Below are 18,099 nucleotides of genomic sequence, written 5' to 3'. Positions count from 1 at the left end.
GATTTCGCCTGCACAAAAATAGGGATGGGCAGGCCTCTTTCGGCAAAGAGCCTGGAATTATCAGACAAGATATGCGTCGATTTCTTCTTTATTGAAACCATACAATATCTTATCTTCATTAACAACGACAATGGGAAGTTTGTCGAGAGATTCTATGTCATCAGTGCCAACAATTCTTATCGCATCTTTCCTTGCGTCTTCATCCTTGTCTATATCGTAGGAAATGTAATCTGCATTTCTCTTGTTTAAGTATGCAAGCAATTGATTACATTTCGGGCAAAACGGGGTGCAAAATACTTTAAATTTATTTTTAGCCATGTTTTTCTCTCTTTCTTCGTAAAAGGACATTCTATTTGTTACACCCTATAACGGTCTGCGTTTTCGTACAGGATGCTTTTACAAGTCAAGTTAAAATTCAAGCATAAACAAGGTTATCCGTCAACGAAAAAACCCTATTCGCCTCAATTGTTTATGAACAAATTATACTGCCATGAAAGAGATAGGTAATGGCAAAGAAAGTAGCACTACAGCGACATTTTATTCTTACGTCCTGCACAAAAATATGATAAGTTTTCTCCCATAAGGTGCAGTAAAATCCTTTAGACAGTAGGGTGGATTAAGCGACAGCGAATCCACCGTTCCATTATTATTGGTGGATTCGGTGCGAAAAAGCCGCACCTTAATCCACCCTACACGTTTGAAACGCCAAGTGAAACAACATGGTCTTTGCAGGCATGGTATATTAACCCTGACAGGGTTTGGAACTCTGTCAGGGTTGTTTATTTCATTTTCATGTGAAGTCCCTACATTGAGGATAAGAACATATGCTGAAGTTTAAAAACAGGCAGGAATTGGGGTGGTGTTTTTATGATTGGGCGAATTCGGCATTCGCCACAACCGTCATGGCAGGATTCTTCCCGGTTTTTTTTAAAAATTACTGGTGTCAGGGTATGGAAGTGACAAAAAGTACTGCGATTTTGGGAATGGCAAATTCTTTGTCGGGGTTTTTAGTGGCAGCGATTGCCCCAATAATTGGTGCGATTGCGGATAGCGGGTCGTATAAAAAAAGGTTTCTTATTTTTTTTGCATATCTTGGAGTCCTGTCAACAACAGCGCTTTTTATGGTGCAGAGGGGTAATTGGCTGTTTGCGGCAGTTGCCTACACAATTGGCACGGTTGGATTTTCAGGCAGTGTCATCTTTTATGATTCCATCCTTCCTTTAATAACAAATAAAAAAAGGATTGATTATGTATCTGCGCTGGGCTATGCGATGGGTTATCTTGGCGGAGGAATACTCTTTGCATTCAATATTTGGATGATATTACACCCGGCATTTTTTGGACTGAAAGATGCAAACCACGCAATACGTATTTCCTTTTTAACCGTTGCCGCCTGGTGGGGAATATTTACATTACCCATTATTTTTTTTGTAAAGGAACCCGGGAAAGAACCCCGCATTTCGCCTAAATTTGCTTTCCGAAGCGGATTGAAACAATTAACCCATACCTTACATAAGATGCAACACATGAAAACGATAGTTCTTTTTTTAACCGCCTATTGGCTTTATATTGATGGCGTGGATACTATAGTAAGAATGGGGGTTGATTATGGATTGTCAATAGGTTTCGAATACAGGGACTTGCTGCTGGCATTGCTTATCACCCAATTCGTAAGTTTTCCCTGCGCCATAGTATTTGGAAAGCTGGGTGAAAGAATAGGGGCGAAACATGCGATTTTTATTGCTATCGGAGTCTATATCTTTGCAGTAATGTGGGCAATGAGGATGAAGGCAACCTATGAGTTTTATGGGCTTGCTATCCTTATAGGGCTTGTCCAGGGCGGCATTCAGGCAATGAGTCGGTCTTTTTATTCACGCCTTATTCCCCATGATCAATTGGCTGAGTTTTACGGATTTTACAATATGGTAGGCAAGTTTGCCGTTATCCTAGGCCCTGTTTTAATCGGCATTACAGGGATATTTTTTGAGAGTTCGCGAATGGGCATCGCGTCAATCGTGATTCTCTTTATAACCGGAGGGGTACTGCTTTTTTTTGTGGATGAAAAGAAAGGTGCTGAGCAAACAAAATATCTTTCTTTACGTGAAAACGGACAGTAGGCAGTCGGAAGTTAGCAGTCAGCAATCGACAATCGGCAATCGACAAATTGCAAATTGCAGATTGTGGCCTGAGGATTGAGGATTGAGCACGAGGGGATGGGATCATATCTTGATGTGTGATTAAACCCATTTTTGAAATCAATGATCAATATGTTACCCCTTTTGCGCCTTTATCAACAATATAATAAAATCAATGCGGAGGTTATATAATGGACATTTATCCAATAAAAACAGAAGTAGATTACAAAAAAGCACTTTCCGAAATTGAAAATCTCTGGGGTTCAAAAGAAAATACAAAAAAAGGAGATAAACCAGTACATCGTTTCGTTAAAGTGTGTACGTAAAAAAATGTCATTGCGAGGAGTGGAGCGACAGCGAAGCAATCTTAAGTCCTTTGGGAACAAGAGATTGCTTCGCTGTCGCTCGCAATGACGGTATCAATGTAGATATTTTAATGAAACGCTATACTAGATATTCTTTTAGTTTTGGTGGAAGCATATGAAGAAAAACACTATCCAGTTGATCCACCTGATCCGGTAGAAGCATTAAGATTCAGAATGGAACAAATGGAGTTATCCAGAAAGGATTTAGAACCATTTATAGGAAAACGTGGTCGAGTGTCAGAAATTTTAATCATCAAAGAAGTCTTACTTTAAATATGATTAAAAAGCTTCATTTTAATCTTCATATTCCTTTAGAAAGCTTAATCGGGAAACCAACATTAAAAGCATAACCCGCAAACACAGCCTACCGCAAAAATAGCTGCGGCCGAAGCGAAGCGTTATAAGAATAAAAGGAGAAAGACTATGGCAACGATTTACAAAGAGCTTGAGGTGAAAATACGGTCTTTGTCGGATACCGGGAAGCTTAAACCTGTCGATTCAATCCTAACGCAGCTCGACAGGCCAGACCCGGAAATCGACCGTATCTGGACGGAAGAAGCAAGGAATCGCTGGCGGGCATACAAGGCAGGCAAATTAGAGGCATTTTCTTAATTTCAAATGGATGCTTTGGAGGCAAAGGGGGACAGTGTCAATAGGCTACAGGCTGTCCGAGAATGTGATCAGCAATGAAAATAAAACGCAAAGAAAATTGTGTGTAAATTAAAAGCAATCTATAAACAAATCAGGAAAAGGTTAAAATTTTTCCATCTAAATCATAATTTTGTATCTTCGTATTAAAAAGTACATGAAACTGTCCAATTAGAGCTTGTTTTCTTTGTATCCCCTTATATCTTGACGGGCTTAATTCCCAATTTCAGCATCTTTTTTAAATTCCAACCAATACACATCAACTTAAACTCCGCACGTACTTTTTCCAGACCTCGTAAGAGAAAGTTTCGATACCCTACATTAAATTTCAGATGCCCAAAGACGGGTTCGATGATATACTGACGCATAAAATATTTTCGTTTCCCAGTATCAGATACTAACTTTTCCCTCATCTTTTGTAAAAGAGGTTCACGAATATCTATGAGTAGTTCTCTTGCCTTTGCCTTCGTACATAATGATCGCTTCTGACACGCCCCACACTCCCTCCCCTTGTAAACTTTATGATTCCACTGGCGGCTCTCAGTCTTGTTTGTTCTGGTCTTCCAGTAGGTTAACCGCTTCCCTTCCGGACATAAATAACTATCGGTTGTCGAATCATATTTAAAATTACTGTAGTGATACCGGTTCTCCTCTTTTTCGTATTCTCCCGACTTGTATTGTTGAAAATTACTGTCAGGCACATATCCATCTATTTCTCTTTGCTCCAGATACTCATAGTTTGCATAGCTCCCGTACCCACAATCTGCCGCTACTTCTTTGACTTTTTCTTGCATGTTTACCTCTGTCTGCTCTATCATTGGTTTCAACTGATTCCGGTCATTCGCCTCTGTTACTGCTTCCCCTGCTACGATAATCCCTGATTCGGTCACCACCGCCTGACAATTGTATCCAGGTCGAATGTCTTTACTCCCGCCCGGTTTCATGTGATTGGCGTCCCTGTCGGTGAGATTGATCTTTTCCCGGCTCTCTTCCTTCATGATCTCTAACGCCTCTTCAATCTTCGCCTTCAGGTAGGTACGGTCTGAAAGCTTCTTTTGTAATGCCGCTTGCTCAGGGTCTCCTTTGCAGGTGTCGTCCTCTTGTTTGTCGATCGTTTCTGCTTCCTTTAATACGGTGGCTATCTCCGCCTCTATCTCTGCAAGCCATTTCTCAAACCCCTCCCGGTCTTTCGTCCGCTTCGCTGAGGCATTGCCTTTGATCTTTGTCCCATCCAGGTATATCTTTCCTACGCTGGTATACCCCAACGTACTGAATATCCTCACGATATCCACAAAATACTTCTCTATTGCTTTGAGATTATTCTTGCGAAAATCACTGATGGTTCGATGATCTGGTGTGTAGCACTGCATCAGATAAATATAAAAGTGATCGCTCAGACACCTCTCTGCTAACTTCCTGCTACTCCGCATTCCAGTTGCATACCCATAAAAGAGCACACTCAAGAGCAACTTCGGATGATACGTTCGCTGGCCTAAAAAAGAATAGTTCGCCTCTATCGCTTCTGTATCTAATGAGAATACTACCTCTTTGACTAATCTGCACAGATGGTCTTTGGGTATTACTGTCTCTATGTAGTCTAAAAATGTCTCTGGGGTAAATCCCATCAGGGGCTTCTGAAATTCATGGAACGGCTTGAATTTGGACATATGATTTATTCTCCCCGATTTTGTATCTTCTGGTAAGGTAAGTAGTGGTACGCCAGGTTTGCCAGATAATACAGACGACTCAGTGAATAGATTGCGTTGCTTGATGTAGTTTGGATTTGTTGTTCTCATTTTTACTTATAATTATATCGTCCATTTTCGCCATTGCAACCCTGTTACCCTAATAATTATAAGCAAATTTGTGAAAACTTGCATTCTCGGACAGCCTGGCTAGGTTTGACCCCATTGACTTTCTTGATTATTGTTGTAATTTGTTCACAATATTTGTCAATGCCTTTTGTTGTCTTGCTTTATTTTTGAGTTGACATTGCCAAACTGTGATTACATTATAGTCCTCCGATAGAATTTTCTTTTTCACCCTTTTGTCTCTTAAAATATTTGCCTTGATTTTGTTTGCCCAAAATTCTTTTCGTGTCTCCGGTAGTTTGGCTGCTTTGCAATTCTTATGTCCGTGCCAAAAGCAACCGTGAACGAAAATAACGGTTTTGTATTTCGGTAAAACAATGTCCGGCTTGCCGGGAAGTGTCTTAACATTTTTGCGATAACGATAACCTTGATTGAATAAAAATTTTCTGACTAAGATTTCCGGTTTTGTTTCTTTTCTGGAAACAGAAGCCATGATTTGGCTTCGTTTCTTTTTAGTGAAGATGTCAGCCATTTATAAATCTCGGATAGATGAGATAATTGTTACTACTTGGTCATAGATTGCATTCTTATCATTCAGCCACTTTTCTAAAAATATTCTTTCCGCAGAAGCAATATCTTTTCTGTCACCTGTCAGTGCTTCGGCAACCGACAAAAATTTTTCTTTAAAATCGCCTGTTGCATTAATTTTTTCAATGAACACTGCTTTACCACTTACAGTTAAAATTTTTTCAGCGTACTCTTGATTCCAAATTATTTCTTCTGGAATTGTCAACGGTAAATAGAACACATTACGCAAATAAAATTTCAAATAATTTTCCCTCAATTCTTTTTCTTGGTCTGCTCTTGCTCCTTGGTCTTGGTTGCCGTCAGGATAAAAAGGGATATCGATTCCTGTTTGTCTCTGTATTTCTTGTCTGAATCTTTCGTTTGTCTGTTCCGCTTCAATTATTAGGTCAGGATTAAAATGTTGTGGGACTAATTTCTGGTCGCCATCAAAAACTATGAACTTATTTGTTTCATTGGCATGACTATAAACATTAATAAAATGATTTTTAATAACTGAAGCACCTCCGGTATAGAAATTAATTTGAAATAATGATGCCGTCGCATCTCCCATTTCTTTCAACACCCCATTGATAATTTCTTTTGAAAGTAAATCCTCTACGATTAGTGTTTTCCTTGCAAGATTGGTTTGTTCTAAATGGTAAAATGCTTCACCAGGCGTTATTCCGTTTCTAACATTAAATTTTCCGGAAGGAAGTTGCGAGAAAACCTTAATTGCGTTTGATGGCAAATCTTCAATGATACTTGGAGAATGCGTAGAGATAACTACTTGCAGTTGTTTCTTTCTTGTTTCTTCAAGAAGAAAATGTTTTAGTCGTTTTTGTGCTCCAGGGTGAAGAGATACTTCCGGTTCGTCTAAAAGGACAAGCGAATATTGTTTTGCTCCTAAAACTTCAAGAACCAATCTGACAACAGCTATTTCACCGCTTCCGGCAAATGCTTCTGAATAAGAATAACTGCTCGTTTCAAATATTACAGAGTATCCCCACTCTTCAAACAATTTATGCTCGACAAATTTTCCCGAAACATATTTCTTTCCGAGTATGAATGAAATATGTTGAAGTTCCGCTGCTGAAAATGTTTTAAGAAGTTCGTTTTTGTTTTCTCCGTATCGGTTTATAACAACATTATGTCCATCAACAATTCGTCTCAAGAAAACAGAATGTTTTCTTAGAAAGTCCTGTTTGTTATTTATGGTTTTGCTTTTTCTCGGTTTTTTGAAATAGAAGTATTTGTCAAAAGCACTTAGTTCGGAACGAAAGTCAATATACACTACATCTTTTTCAATGGGCTGATTTCTTTTCCCTGCTGTAATCCTTGCCATACCATAGCTCAAATTTGGTCTTGCAGTTTCCCAATAGTCGGGATTATTTCGTTTGAATATTCTTTGCTTAAGAACTTCCAAAGGTCTTCCACGATTATCTTTATAAACATAAAAGAAACTGTGTCTGTCACCACCTGCCGACACTTCTTGTATGGGGTCAACTGCCGTTGAAAACCAATATTCATAAGGAGTATTCTTTTTCGGTGCTCCGTAAAGAGCATGAAGCGTTGAGCTTTTTCCCGAACCGTTTTGTCCAACGAAAACGGTTAATGGAAAATTAAAAGTAATTCGTGTGTTTTTATCAAGGTTTCTGAAATAAGGGAATTGAATATACTCAATGTAATTTCTGAAAGCATTTCTTGCTTTCATTCTTGAAATTTCACGTATAAGAGTTGGTAAGTTCACTATGCTGGTCATGGTTTTTCGGAATCGTTAAGGCGTTTGAATAAATGAGATAGTAAGCTAAGAAAATCCAAACAATCCTTCTCCGAAAATAAACCCGTCTTACTCAGTTCAAGATGTTCTTCATGTTGTAATGGGTGTCTGCCACCCGCAACAATTCCATCCGATAATAAATGTTGTCCAACTTCTATATTATTAATTGTATCCGGTAGAAAATCACTTCCATCTGTTCTTTTAAATATTTTAGTAACGCTTAATTTTTTTCCCCCCCAAACTGTTTGCATTAATACTCTTTCTTTTGAAATATTCATTCCTGATTTTTGTCTTACTTCATTAGCATACCTCTTCAGCCCCTCAATAAAAGCTGTGTAATAATCTCCATTCTGATAATATTTTTCCGAGACATCTTTAATTTCGTTTTCCAAATTCCGCCAATGAAGATTGGCATATTCAGGTGCGATTTCATGAAGAAGTTTAATTGCCTTTTGTTGTGTATGCTCTGATAATTCTGCGGTATCATCCAAGAGATTTACTATGGTTTCAACCTGCTCTTGAACTTTTTCAGGCAGTTTATTCAACCAGTCCTTTACATTGATTTTTGCCTTTTTAGAAATATTTTCCTGCTTCTTTTCCTTCCTTAATTCCCTCCATTGTCTTTGAATGATTGAAACGCAAGACATAAGATATTTTTTCAATTCAGCAGTTTTTACATTTTCCCAATCAATAGATTGACGGTTTGTGGAAATTACATCCTCTTTCCAATTGTCAATGAAATTAATATTGAGCCAACCAGTAGCATATGAATAAAAGTTGCTTGATTCAGACAATCCGAAAAATTCAGGGCGGTTGACCATTCTGCCATTCGCAAACAATGCAATACCTGTTGAGTCAGCTTTTAAAGGTTTCTCGGTTGTAATAATTGTTCCCTGAATTTCTTTTTTATCAGCGTAGTCCTTCTCGTTTACATCAACAATTTTTTGAATGTCCCATTCAAATTCGGGAGTAATATTCTCATACTTTAATTTGCTATCAATCTTTATCGGCTTGCTGTCATTCAGAGTTAAATACACAACAAACTTATCTTGAAAGTTAAACAGCATCGCAATGCTCTCTGCGTATTCCTCAACAGGAAAACCGGTTTTCCTCTTTAAATTGGTTAATGTAATTTTTGTTCCTATAAGTTTTTTCTCTTTTGGTAAAATTTCATATTTAGGTTCGTAATCCGCTCCCTTCCACTTTTGAATTTCTTTCCAGTCAAGATTAAAACTTACACCTTCTTTGTCTTCTTTATAAGTAGTTATATTGATTGTGTCCCCTATACCGAATAAAGCTAATTTCCCTAAACCTTTTTTTCCGGTTGGAACTCTTTTACAAGGTGGTTCTTGGTTTTCTTCTCTTCTGTTTCTTCCAATTCTTAAAAAGTATCCGTTAACTTCATCAAACGACATTCCTACACCATTGTCTTCAACAATTACTTTCTTTTCATCAGCATCATACAAACGAACATGAACTTCTGTTGCACATGCATCATAGGCATTAGCAATTAACTCCGCCAATGCAGGTGGCATATTAGCGTACATTTTAACACCCAAATGCTTTATGGTGTTTGCTTCAAATGTCATTATTAATTTTTCTTCGCTCATCTTATTTCGTATTTATTATTGACAATGCAATTTTTTTTGACAGCACCGGCGGAACGGCATTGCCTATTTGTCTCGCAATAGAACCAATGCTGTTGCCATAAAATTTATATCCTTTATTGAAAGTTTGCAGCGTTGCTCCTTCTCTCAAAGAAATTGCACGGTCTTGTTCCGGATGAGCAAAGCGTCCGTTTGATATGCTTAAAAATTTTGTTGTAATGGTTGGTGCAGGTTTGTCCCAGTGCATTCTGCCGTAAATATCTTGAAAGGAATTGTCTTTACCGATGTATGCAGGTATTTGTAAATCGGTATCTTTCCATGCTGCTCTAGTTCCTCCGTTATGAGGAGTTATCAATATTCGCTTGAGATTGCTGTCGGAAAGTCCCGCAGTTGTATGTAAAAAATGTGTAGTGTCCTTATGTCTTGCCGGAATAGGTTTAAACGTGTTCTTATCCCCGATAAACTTTCTTACAGTAAGTAATTTTGTTTTTGTATTGGCAATCGGTAAAGCAACTTTATCAGTTACCCTTGAAGCAATAAGTAAAAATCGCCTCCTTATCTGCGGAACACCGTATTTATAAGCATTGATAATTGCTTTATCGTGATGATAGTTTTTGCTTTTTAAAAAAACTAAAAAATCATTCAAAGGACTTACCTCCTTTGTGAGTATTCCCGGAACATTCTCAATAACAATAAAACCGGGATTATATTCATCAACAAACTTTTTGAAATCAGTCAAAAGATTTTTTGATTTTTCCGATTTCTTTTTATCGGTTTTTACTTTGCTGAAATATTGACACGGACTGCAGCCGATAAAAATTAATTCATTATCATTTTTTGTTACTCCAGTTTGTTTTTCAAATTCTTTAAAGGAAATATTTTTGATATCAGTGCAAATAAATTTTGAACCCTTATTATTTCTTTCATAAGTTTCTTTGCATTCTTTATCAATGTCAATTCCAGCAATAACATTAATTCCGGCTTTGCGAAATCCAGTAGTCATTCCGCCCGCACCGCAGAAGAAATCAATCGCTTTGAATTTGTTTTTTTTCTTTTCCATATTACTCAGCTAAAATAATACTTTCCCGTCAAACGAATTAGTTGTGCGGTCGGGCAAATGGCAAATGTGCCACACACCTTAATTTAAAAATAAAAAACGTGTGGCTCTTTTGCATTTTGCGAAGCGATAGCCAAACGGCCTTGCCGAAATCTTTGTTGTCCGTGTCTGTCCGTAAAATGTTACGCTGTCCTGTTGTTTTAGGGTTGCTGCCAACGTTTTGCGTCTCTGTGAATTGCCTGTGTTGCACCTGCGGCAGGCATTTTGTATGGCCGATTGTTGTATATGTGCTTGGGAGGCGGCTTTCAAATTCAACCATTTCTTTACACATGTGCGTTTTTATCTTCCTTCTCCTAAAAAACTTGCCCGTCTTCTTCAGTTGGAGCCATGGTTCGACAAGCTCACCACTGCTGACGGCGTAAGCTGATTCATTTATCCAACCCCCTCGATAATCCTCACTTCCTTCACCGTCTTCTGCCGCTCCATCGCGATAGCAACCGGATGCTTCGGATCGGAAAGCTCCTGATACACTTTTTCGATGGTCTTCATTTTCTTCTCATCGCTCCAGTCGTCTTTGAGTTCTGGCAGACCTGTCAAATGCTTAAGCACCTCGGCATCGGCAGCTTTGATTTCGTTGGGGAAGTAGAGTTCGTAGACCATTGAGTCAATGAGTTTATTGAAAGCTCCTTTTATATTTTTCATATTGCCATTTAGACTAAATATTACAATATGTACTACTTTATTGAATATTTCACATTGTGAAAAATCACAATCAGCAATTGGGATAACGCGTAACTGCGGTGCTTGGAATTGGTAATATCCACCACTCATTCTTAATGCACCAAAAAACAGGTCATATACGAACATAAATAGTTTTGAATTGCTGATTGCTCCAATATATTCAATAGAAATATCATTCTTGGGATTATAAAAGCAATTTGTATTTAATGAAGCGAATTCAGCATTTAAATCAATTACAGCTTCACACGATTTTGCCATTTTAGCAAAGACTACTTTAGATGAATTGTACATTTCAATCCGCCGTTGGTTTACTTTAGCTTTTTTCAAAGGTAAGAAAGGTGTCATAAATTTTTGCCCAGCATGGGTCATTTCAGCATTTCCCCATAGCGCAATATATGGCTCAATAGTACCCGTGTTTATTACTTTTTTTGCATCAACAGATTTAACATTACTCAAATGCTTACCGTACTCATCTGCTTCTGCTGCTGTTGATGTTGCATTAACTGCACCTAAATTTGATAAAGATTGTGTGTTTTTAAGTACTGAATTCAATAAAAGAACATTTTTTGACAAAATAAAACCCCAAATATTTTGCGGTAATATTTTAAGTAGCTCATACGGAATCAAATATGTTTTATAATCCTCAATTTTAAATACATCAGATCTTAAAGTTTCCGGTAATATTGCTTTAACATTTCTTAACTGAATATTATCTTTTCTGAATATTGAAACGATTGGATATACCGAAGCTTCTTCAAACACAGAAATTTTTGATACATCAAGAATTTTCAATACTGTTGCATTCCCTAAAACCCAACTACGTAATCCTTCGGCATATTTAGCGGAAAGATATTTATTGGGTGTTATAAAACAAAGCAAGGCTGATTTTTTACATAATCTTAGCCCTTGTTCTATGAAAAGCACAAAGTAATCATAAGTACCAGTAGCCGATTGAAAGTTACTATTAAGCTTCTCTCTTAAATTTTTACCATAAATTTTTGAAAAATCTAAAGCACTAATATACGGCGGATTTCCAATCACCACATCAAACCCATCTGTAGCCCCAAACATCCATTCAGGGTCGAAGAACTGGCTACTTACATTTTGATTGTATGGATCCCATGATGCAACTTGTTTCGCACTTTCATTGCGCCAGCCTGCATTTTCAAGAAATTTGCCCAACTCTTCGCGTAATCGTTGGTCTTCATCCCTTAGTTTTCTCTTTTTAGCAGGTGTTTTTGCTGAAAACAGGCGATGACGCACGGCTTTCAAGCTCTCTTCGAGTTTATCTAATTCAATATTTCTTAGGAAGCCCCGCGGCTTCTCAATTCCAATAAGCGTATTCGCAGCGACAAACTTGGTCTCCAAATTCGGAAGCGGACGAATACCGAAATTATTCTTGGTTTTATCCGTTTTCTGGTCAACGATCAGAGAGATGAAAAACCGAAGCTTACTTATCTGCGTGGCTATGGGTTGAATATCCACACCGTAAATACAGTTTTCAATCAGATAAAGTTTGCGTCCGTAGTCATCTGAATTATGTTCAAAGACGTCACTTATTTCTTTGAGGCGGTTTTCTCTTTCTTCTTTATTGCCGATTTGAAAAGCTTCTTCTGTTTCCTTGATTGCTTTTTTCCTTTGAACCTCTTTCCATAGCACGTTGTTTGCATCAAGTTTATGTAGTACATGCACTAGCTTGTGCAGGATACCCATAGGGAAAGCGCCGGAGCCGCAGGCTGGGTCGATGATTTTGCAGTTATCGATGGCGTTGATTAAAATACGGGTTTCTTCATCGGTAAATGGATTAGGATTATCCGCATACGAAAAAAGGTCATTTAAACGATTTTCAATAGATAACGGTAGGACAGACATTCCTGTCTGTCCTTCTTTATAATTATCGGACAGGAAAGTCTTTAAAAACCATCCGGTATAGTCTTCTGTTTTTTCTATCATGCCCTTTTTAATTGGATTATTATACATGTAATTAATCTTTTCAAAAAATTCCTTCTCGTTGCGGATTATTCTATCAAATGATTCATCCTGCCAAACTGTGCCAGTTGTTTTATTCACTTTATTTATCAAATTCGCAGAAATACCCTTAATTCCTTTCATAATCCCGCTCAAATCATAATTTCTCTCGGGTTTTAAAATAATATGAACATGATCCGGCATTACTACAGTGCAAACAAGCTCATAAAATGTGCCATTCCCCTTAATAATATGATCGATTACTATTTTCCTTTCTGTTTCTGTTAAGCAAGGAGGGGTAACTTTTTTTCTAAAGGTTATAAAATAATAGGAACCGTTCAAATGCCAATGCGGTAAATGTCTTTTTGTTTTTTTTATATTATTTGTTTCATAGACAGTTTCATAGATAGTTTCATGGACAGGCAGGAATGCCTGTCCCACAGGTTCTAATTTCTGTTTCAGATATGCCTTGAGCGATTCGTCCACCATATAATTGACGATTTCTCGCGGGGTATAGAAACTTCCGGTCTGTTTTCGGGCGGTGGTTTTTGTTTCCGGGTTGTAACTGGCAAGCAGGTTTTCAAAAACTCTGCCGAGAAGTTCAGGGTCGAGCGCGATATCTTCTTCAATCGGCGTATTTTCGGTAACGGTAAACTTATAGCTTTTCAGAATATTGATAAGCCCATTGACGGTAACATCTTTTTGTTTTTTATCGCCCAGCTCACCGGACAGGTCGGCGTGTTCATCCGTGCCGAAGAAGATATAATCGGGAACGCAAAGTGAGTTATCTTTCCGGTCGGAAAATCCGTCTTCATAAATAATGACATCGCCGCCCCTTTTGCCTTTCAGCAGGGGGTCCGGGCTGTCCAGGCATTCAAAAAGGCCTCCGTTCATAAACGGCACCACATCTTCTACCAGTTTGATAAACGCCTTGGGTGTTTTAAAATAGCTTTCATACCGCATCAGGTTCGTAACATTCATCTGCTGTCCGTCTTTGCGGAATTCCCTCTTGCCGACAGTTTGGTTGAGTGTGGCAAAGAACAGGTTTTGCAGAATAGCCCGATAATATTTACCACCCTGAGCCTTATGGTCAAAGCCCTTTTTCTTGCGCGGTTCAAAGCCATTTATCAGATTATCCCTGATATAAGTTTCATCAAAAAGCTCTTCGGGGATAAGGTTTTTTTCCTTCACAAACCAGACGAATAAAAGCCGGGTAAGCATCCGGATAAGATTTTTCGCGTTGTGCTCTTTAACCCGCTCCTCTTCTTTGAGCGGGCTGTTCTTATCCGAGGCATAGTTTGTCGCCGGGAAAGCGACTTCCTGCAGCGCCCAGAAGTACCAGTCAGAAAGCTCCTTGTAAAACTGTTTGTTTAGAATAGAAACATTAAAAACAGACTGCCAGTAGGTATAAAGAGCTGCGAATGTATTCACAGCCCCCTTACCGGTTCGGCTGATGGTTAGTTCCTGTAATATTTTTAAGTGGCCGGTATGTGGTTTATTTACATTAATATCTCTTAAGATTGAGACCTTACCTGTTTTTTCGCCTTCCCGCCATTCCTGTTTGTAGGTAATTCGCTCAGCATTAGCAATTGAGATGTAATGCTCATATTTGAACACCACAACAACAGGCGTATAGTGAAATTCCCGATTAAAGGCTCGTGTTATTTCAGATAGCTGACTCCGGGTCGGTAGTAATCCTTTATCCCGGTTTTTTAGAGTAACACCGAAAAGAAGAATACCATCATAGTCTTTCTTTCCCTTTTCGATACCAACTATTGTTTCGCTTTTTTTCCCTTCAAAAGCTGCATTATCAACCATACCCAGGATGAAAACATCATCCATAAGCTGGTATGCTTCAATATTTTCTTTAAAAGTTTTAGATAGTATTTCTTTGGGAGCGATTGATTTTTCGTCTATGTAGTTCACCGGCACATTCAGCGATGCAAACAATGTTTTTAGGCCGTTAAAGAAATCAGCCTTCTTTTCCAGTGCATTCAAGTTCATATTTTCTACCTCTTAGTTCACAAGGAACCATGTGATTAAGTCAAAATTTTGGAGTTGGTATTTTTCGCTCACACTTATATTCTGCTTTACGCGTGTAAGTGTAAGGCTATCGCCGGTCTTTAGTTTTGACAAGATATCTTTTGTTTCTGATCCAGCTCGTTTCTTAACAGTCCCGTCCTCAAGTATTTCTTCTTCTGTTGATTGTGCTTCAAGCCATTTTTTTAAGGTGTTTACAAGTCCACCTATGGCCTCCTCTTCACCTTTTTCTATTGCCTCCGGAACGAAACGGGATTCTTCTTTATGTAGGGAAAGAGCATCTAAAACTTCTTTTTGATTTAACAGCACCTGCTTTCCCTCTTTGTCGATGTATATCAAATCATAAGTTTGGTATTCATAGCTGAGTGCTTTTGGTGGCTTTGCCGGAAAGCCGAGTAATGCAATAATCCCATTTTCGGGGCAAATAGATTTGTCTGCTTTAAAGCCGGTATATACCCCTTTGGGCATTCTTTTATAGAAGTTTTCATCTTTCTGAAGCTCTGCGAGCAAATCCTGTCGAAAATCTTCAAGAGAGAGATTGTCAAATCCCAGGCCTGATTCGTGCCCTTCAATATCATCCCATGATGTCTGCATCTGCTTGAGCATTTTTTCATTCATTTTATGTTCAAAATCTGCGTCGGTAGCCATCTCCTTAAATGAATCAGAGAATTCAAGATTAACTTCCGAACCAGCCAACTTCATCATTGCCATTCGTTCTTCTATTCGTCCTTTAAGGTTCAAATAAGTATTGATATTATCCGAAGGCCAATAATTTATTCCGAAAATTTCTTTATTCGGTGATCCAAGCCTGTCGATACGCCCCATTCGTTGAATTACCCGTACAGGATTCCAGTGTATATCATAGTTGATAACCATATCACAGTCTTGCAGGTTCTGGCCTTCACTCAAAACATCTGTTGAGATAAGAATATCTATAGGGTTCTTTATCTGCTCGTAAGTTTTTTTATCATTTTCAGACAACCATTCAAGCCACTCTGTATATTGCTTATCTTTTGTGAGATTTGGCGAACTTGGTATAAAACTCCACTCTTTTTCATTGAATAGTTTTGTGAATGGTGCAAACCGCTCTAAAATTGGCTCAAAGAGCTTGGTTTCATGTGCGGAAGAATCAGTTTTTGATACATCACCACTAATTACTGCAAGGTCTTTAAACCCCCGCTTTATTAACTGATCAAATAGGTAAAATGCGGTGTCTTTATAAACAGTGAAAATGACAACCTTGGGGTTGTTTTCGTTTTTACCTGCATCGCGTTTTTCATTAATTTTTTCAATGAGTGATTGCAGTTTCTCATCTTTACTTTTGTAATTACGTGGTTTTTTTGTCTCGGCAGTCAAATCATCCCTAAATCTCAGCAAATTTCTATTAAGCAGGTCTAGTGCGTCTATATCCTTTTTCAAATCTTTTTTTAAATTGCCAAGGTTCCCTGCGCTGTCAATTTCGGCAAGGCTTATTGGACGTTTTTTGCCGAGGGATAAATCGTCTGCTAAATCTTCCTGCTCATCCTCATCGAAAATGTCCTGTTCAAAAGCATCTTCAATTTCAACATTCTTTTTGCCTTGTTCATATTGATTTATTTTGTCGAGTGCGTTTTGGTGGTGAGCAAGAATTTTACCCACTGTAGAATGGAATGAGAACCAGGACGATTCCAGTCTTTTTACGAGTAAGATATACAGCATCTTAACGAGGAATCTGTCCCGCTGTCGCTCATCGTGTATTTTTTCTACATATTCAGATTGTTCTATGTAAAAAGTCGGCTGGTAACCAGATAAGAGCGGAGGGAAATGGTCGAACAATTCTTCAAAGCTGTCAAAGTTGCCTATTTGCTTTGGGGTAACAAAGATATTTTCAGGTTTTCGTTTCTTAGGAAAGAATAAGCCTGTATTTTGCTTCTCAATCATAGGCCGGGTGCGTGCAACAGTTAAAGAATCTGTTAGCCGGAAAAAATCACTGGGAAGTATTTTAATGAAATCTGCTATCTTGAGATTTTCGCCTTCGCGCCATTTAAAAAAAGCGTGCTGCGCACGATTAAAAAGATGGTCTACATTTCTTATCGAATGAGATTCGTAAAAACCATCCGTATTACCCTGTTTAACCAGTTTGAATTGATTTCTGATGTCAATCAGGGTGTTGTTAATAGGGGTTGCAGTAAGCATTAGAACTTTTGCATCATCATTTTTCTTCAGGATTTCATTTACAAGGAAATTATATCGTTGTGATTTGCCATTCCGTAAATTATGGCTCTCATCAATTACAAATAGCTTAGGTTTCTCGCTAACAAAAAACTTATCTGCTATGTCGGTATATCGTTCCATTCTTTCTGTGTGCATGTCTGTGTGATAGCGTATAAAATATTCTAACTGGTCTTTTTCAAATTTTGAATTTTGATGTCTTCTATATCTATGCCAGTTATGCTGAAGTTTTTTTGGACAAACCAAAATAATTTCACGGCCTTGCATTTGAAAGAATTTCATGATGGCAAGGGCACTCCAGGTCTTTCCTAATCCAACAGCATCGGCAAGGATTGCACCATCATATTTTTGAATCATTCTTATAATACTTAGAACACCTTTTTGCTGAAAATCATAGAGTGTATTGTATATGACCGTATTTTCCAATCTACCGACTTGTCGGTTAAATTCGGGATTGTCTTGTTCTGTTAATAACTGATTGCCAAAGAGTTCAAAAAGGACTTTGTAATACAGTTGTTTTGGGGTGTATTTTATAAAGATTCTTTCGATTGCTTCTATTAAATACTCTTTAAATGGTGTGGTATGTTTCTTCCCACTCTCATCAACAATGGTTTTAGATTTATGTGCTTCTTTACTTTTCCATAGTTCATCAAACCACTTTACCAATTCAAGGTACTGATTGTTATTTCCAGTTTCTGCAATGTTCAGTTCAATATTGTTTGTTTCCTTAAGACCTATACCGGCTTCTGTAAGGTTGGAGCTACCTGATATGAAGTATTTATGCCTATCATCTTTTTCCGGATTAAAGAGATATACTTTGGCATGGCAGAAATTTGGTTCAAGGGTCTTCGCTTCAACCTTTTCTTGTTTCAGGAACTCAACAGCTTCCTTGGCTACCGAACTCAGTTTAAGTGCTGCTTCAATCGCGATGTTTTCACTCAGTAAATCTATAGTGCGATCCTGCATCATATCTATGTTGACGATATCGCCAAGTACCATTCTAAATGCTTGTATTTTTTCATTTATCTGGTGTGAAAGATAGGACAGCGCACCAACTGTGAAATAGCCCGTAACAATATCAATTTTGCCAGATTCTGTATATTCCTTCAGCCACTGGTAAACCTTTTTGTTTTCATTTTTGTTGTCTAAAATCATTCTCTTTCTTTCTCCCT

12 protein-coding genes are annotated in these 18,099 nt (G+C 38.1%); 3 read left to right on the top strand and 9 right to left on the bottom strand.

Features of this window, described 5'->3' with window-relative positions; translation table 11 throughout:
• Nucleotides 1-60: 60 nt before the first annotated feature.
• Entirely contained in the window at nucleotides 61-318 is a 258-nt protein-coding gene (locus QZT26_RS00315; RefSeq protein ID WP_157820523.1) for a glutaredoxin domain-containing protein, read from the bottom strand.
• 506 nt (nucleotides 319-824) lie between these two features.
• On the opposite strand from QZT26_RS00315, the gene QZT26_RS00310 reads away from it, so the two are divergent.
• The 3 genes from QZT26_RS00310 to QZT26_RS00300 all read left to right on the top strand — a co-directional run bounded on the left by QZT26_RS00310 (nucleotide 825) and on the right by QZT26_RS00300 (nucleotide 3,112).
• Entirely contained in the window at nucleotides 825-2,117 is a 1,293-nt protein-coding gene (locus QZT26_RS00310) for an MFS transporter (protein ID WP_099325287.1), read from the top strand.
• A gap of 209 nt (nucleotides 2,118-2,326) precedes the next feature.
• Nucleotides 2,327-2,461, top strand: a complete 135-nt coding sequence (locus QZT26_RS00305; protein ID WP_261341062.1) for a hypothetical protein — start codon at nucleotides 2,327-2,329, stop codon at nucleotides 2,459-2,461.
• 462 nt (nucleotides 2,462-2,923) lie between these two features.
• On the top strand, nucleotides 2,924-3,112 hold the full coding sequence (locus QZT26_RS00300) for an addiction module protein (protein WP_164994295.1): 189 nt from the start codon (nucleotides 2,924-2,926) through the stop codon (nucleotides 3,110-3,112).
• A gap of 233 nt (nucleotides 3,113-3,345) precedes the next feature.
• Here the strand turns inward: QZT26_RS00300 and QZT26_RS00295 are convergent, their stop codons facing one another.
• The 8 genes from QZT26_RS00295 to QZT26_RS00260 form a co-directional block, all read right to left on the bottom strand.
• A complete protein-coding gene (locus QZT26_RS00295) occupies nucleotides 3,346-4,815 on the bottom strand; it encodes an IS1182 family transposase (RefSeq protein WP_164994294.1) in 1,470 nt (489 codons plus the stop codon).
• 256 nt (nucleotides 4,816-5,071) lie between these two features.
• Nucleotides 5,072-5,491 (bottom strand): DNA mismatch endonuclease Vsr, encoded by a 420-nt coding sequence (gene vsr / locus QZT26_RS00290; RefSeq protein WP_164994293.1) that lies wholly within the window; start codon nucleotides 5,489-5,491, stop codon nucleotides 5,072-5,074.
• A complete protein-coding gene (locus QZT26_RS00285) occupies nucleotides 5,492-7,237 on the bottom strand; it encodes an ATP-binding protein (RefSeq protein ID WP_164994292.1) in 1,746 nt (581 codons plus the stop codon). It abuts the gene before it with no gap.
• A 44-nt stretch (nucleotides 7,238-7,281) separates the two neighbouring features.
• Nucleotides 7,282-8,913, bottom strand: coding sequence for an ATP-binding protein (locus QZT26_RS00280; protein ID WP_164994291.1), 1,632 nt, complete (start codon nucleotides 8,911-8,913; stop codon nucleotides 7,282-7,284).
• A 1-nt stretch (nucleotide 8,914) separates the two neighbouring features.
• The gene (locus QZT26_RS00275) at nucleotides 8,915-9,970 is read right to left on the bottom strand and encodes a DNA cytosine methyltransferase (RefSeq protein WP_164994290.1); all 1,056 of its coding nucleotides are present in this window, start codon (nucleotides 9,968-9,970) and stop codon (nucleotides 8,915-8,917) included.
• A gap of 37 nt (nucleotides 9,971-10,007) precedes the next feature.
• On the bottom strand, nucleotides 10,008-10,298 hold the full coding sequence (locus tag QZT26_RS00270; protein WP_295099947.1) for a hypothetical protein: 291 nt from the start codon (nucleotides 10,296-10,298) through the stop codon (nucleotides 10,008-10,010).
• A gap of 101 nt (nucleotides 10,299-10,399) precedes the next feature.
• Nucleotides 10,400-14,680 (bottom strand): Eco57I restriction-modification methylase domain-containing protein, encoded by a 4,281-nt coding sequence (locus tag QZT26_RS00265; RefSeq protein WP_164994288.1) that lies wholly within the window; start codon nucleotides 14,678-14,680, stop codon nucleotides 10,400-10,402.
• Nucleotides 14,681-14,692: 12 nt separating this feature from the next.
• Nucleotides 14,693-18,082 (bottom strand): helicase-related protein, encoded by a 3,390-nt coding sequence (locus tag QZT26_RS00260; protein WP_164994287.1) that lies wholly within the window; start codon nucleotides 18,080-18,082, stop codon nucleotides 14,693-14,695.
• Nucleotides 18,083-18,099: the final 17 nt, after the last annotated feature.

It is taken from the genome of uncultured Candidatus Kuenenia sp. (assembly GCF_900696675.1).
Classification (GTDB): domain Bacteria; phylum Planctomycetota; class Brocadiia; order Brocadiales; family Brocadiaceae; genus Kuenenia; species Kuenenia stuttgartiensis_A.
The sequence above is the reverse complement of the archived record's forward strand: the minus strand, read 5'-3'. Positions and strand labels throughout refer to the sequence as shown.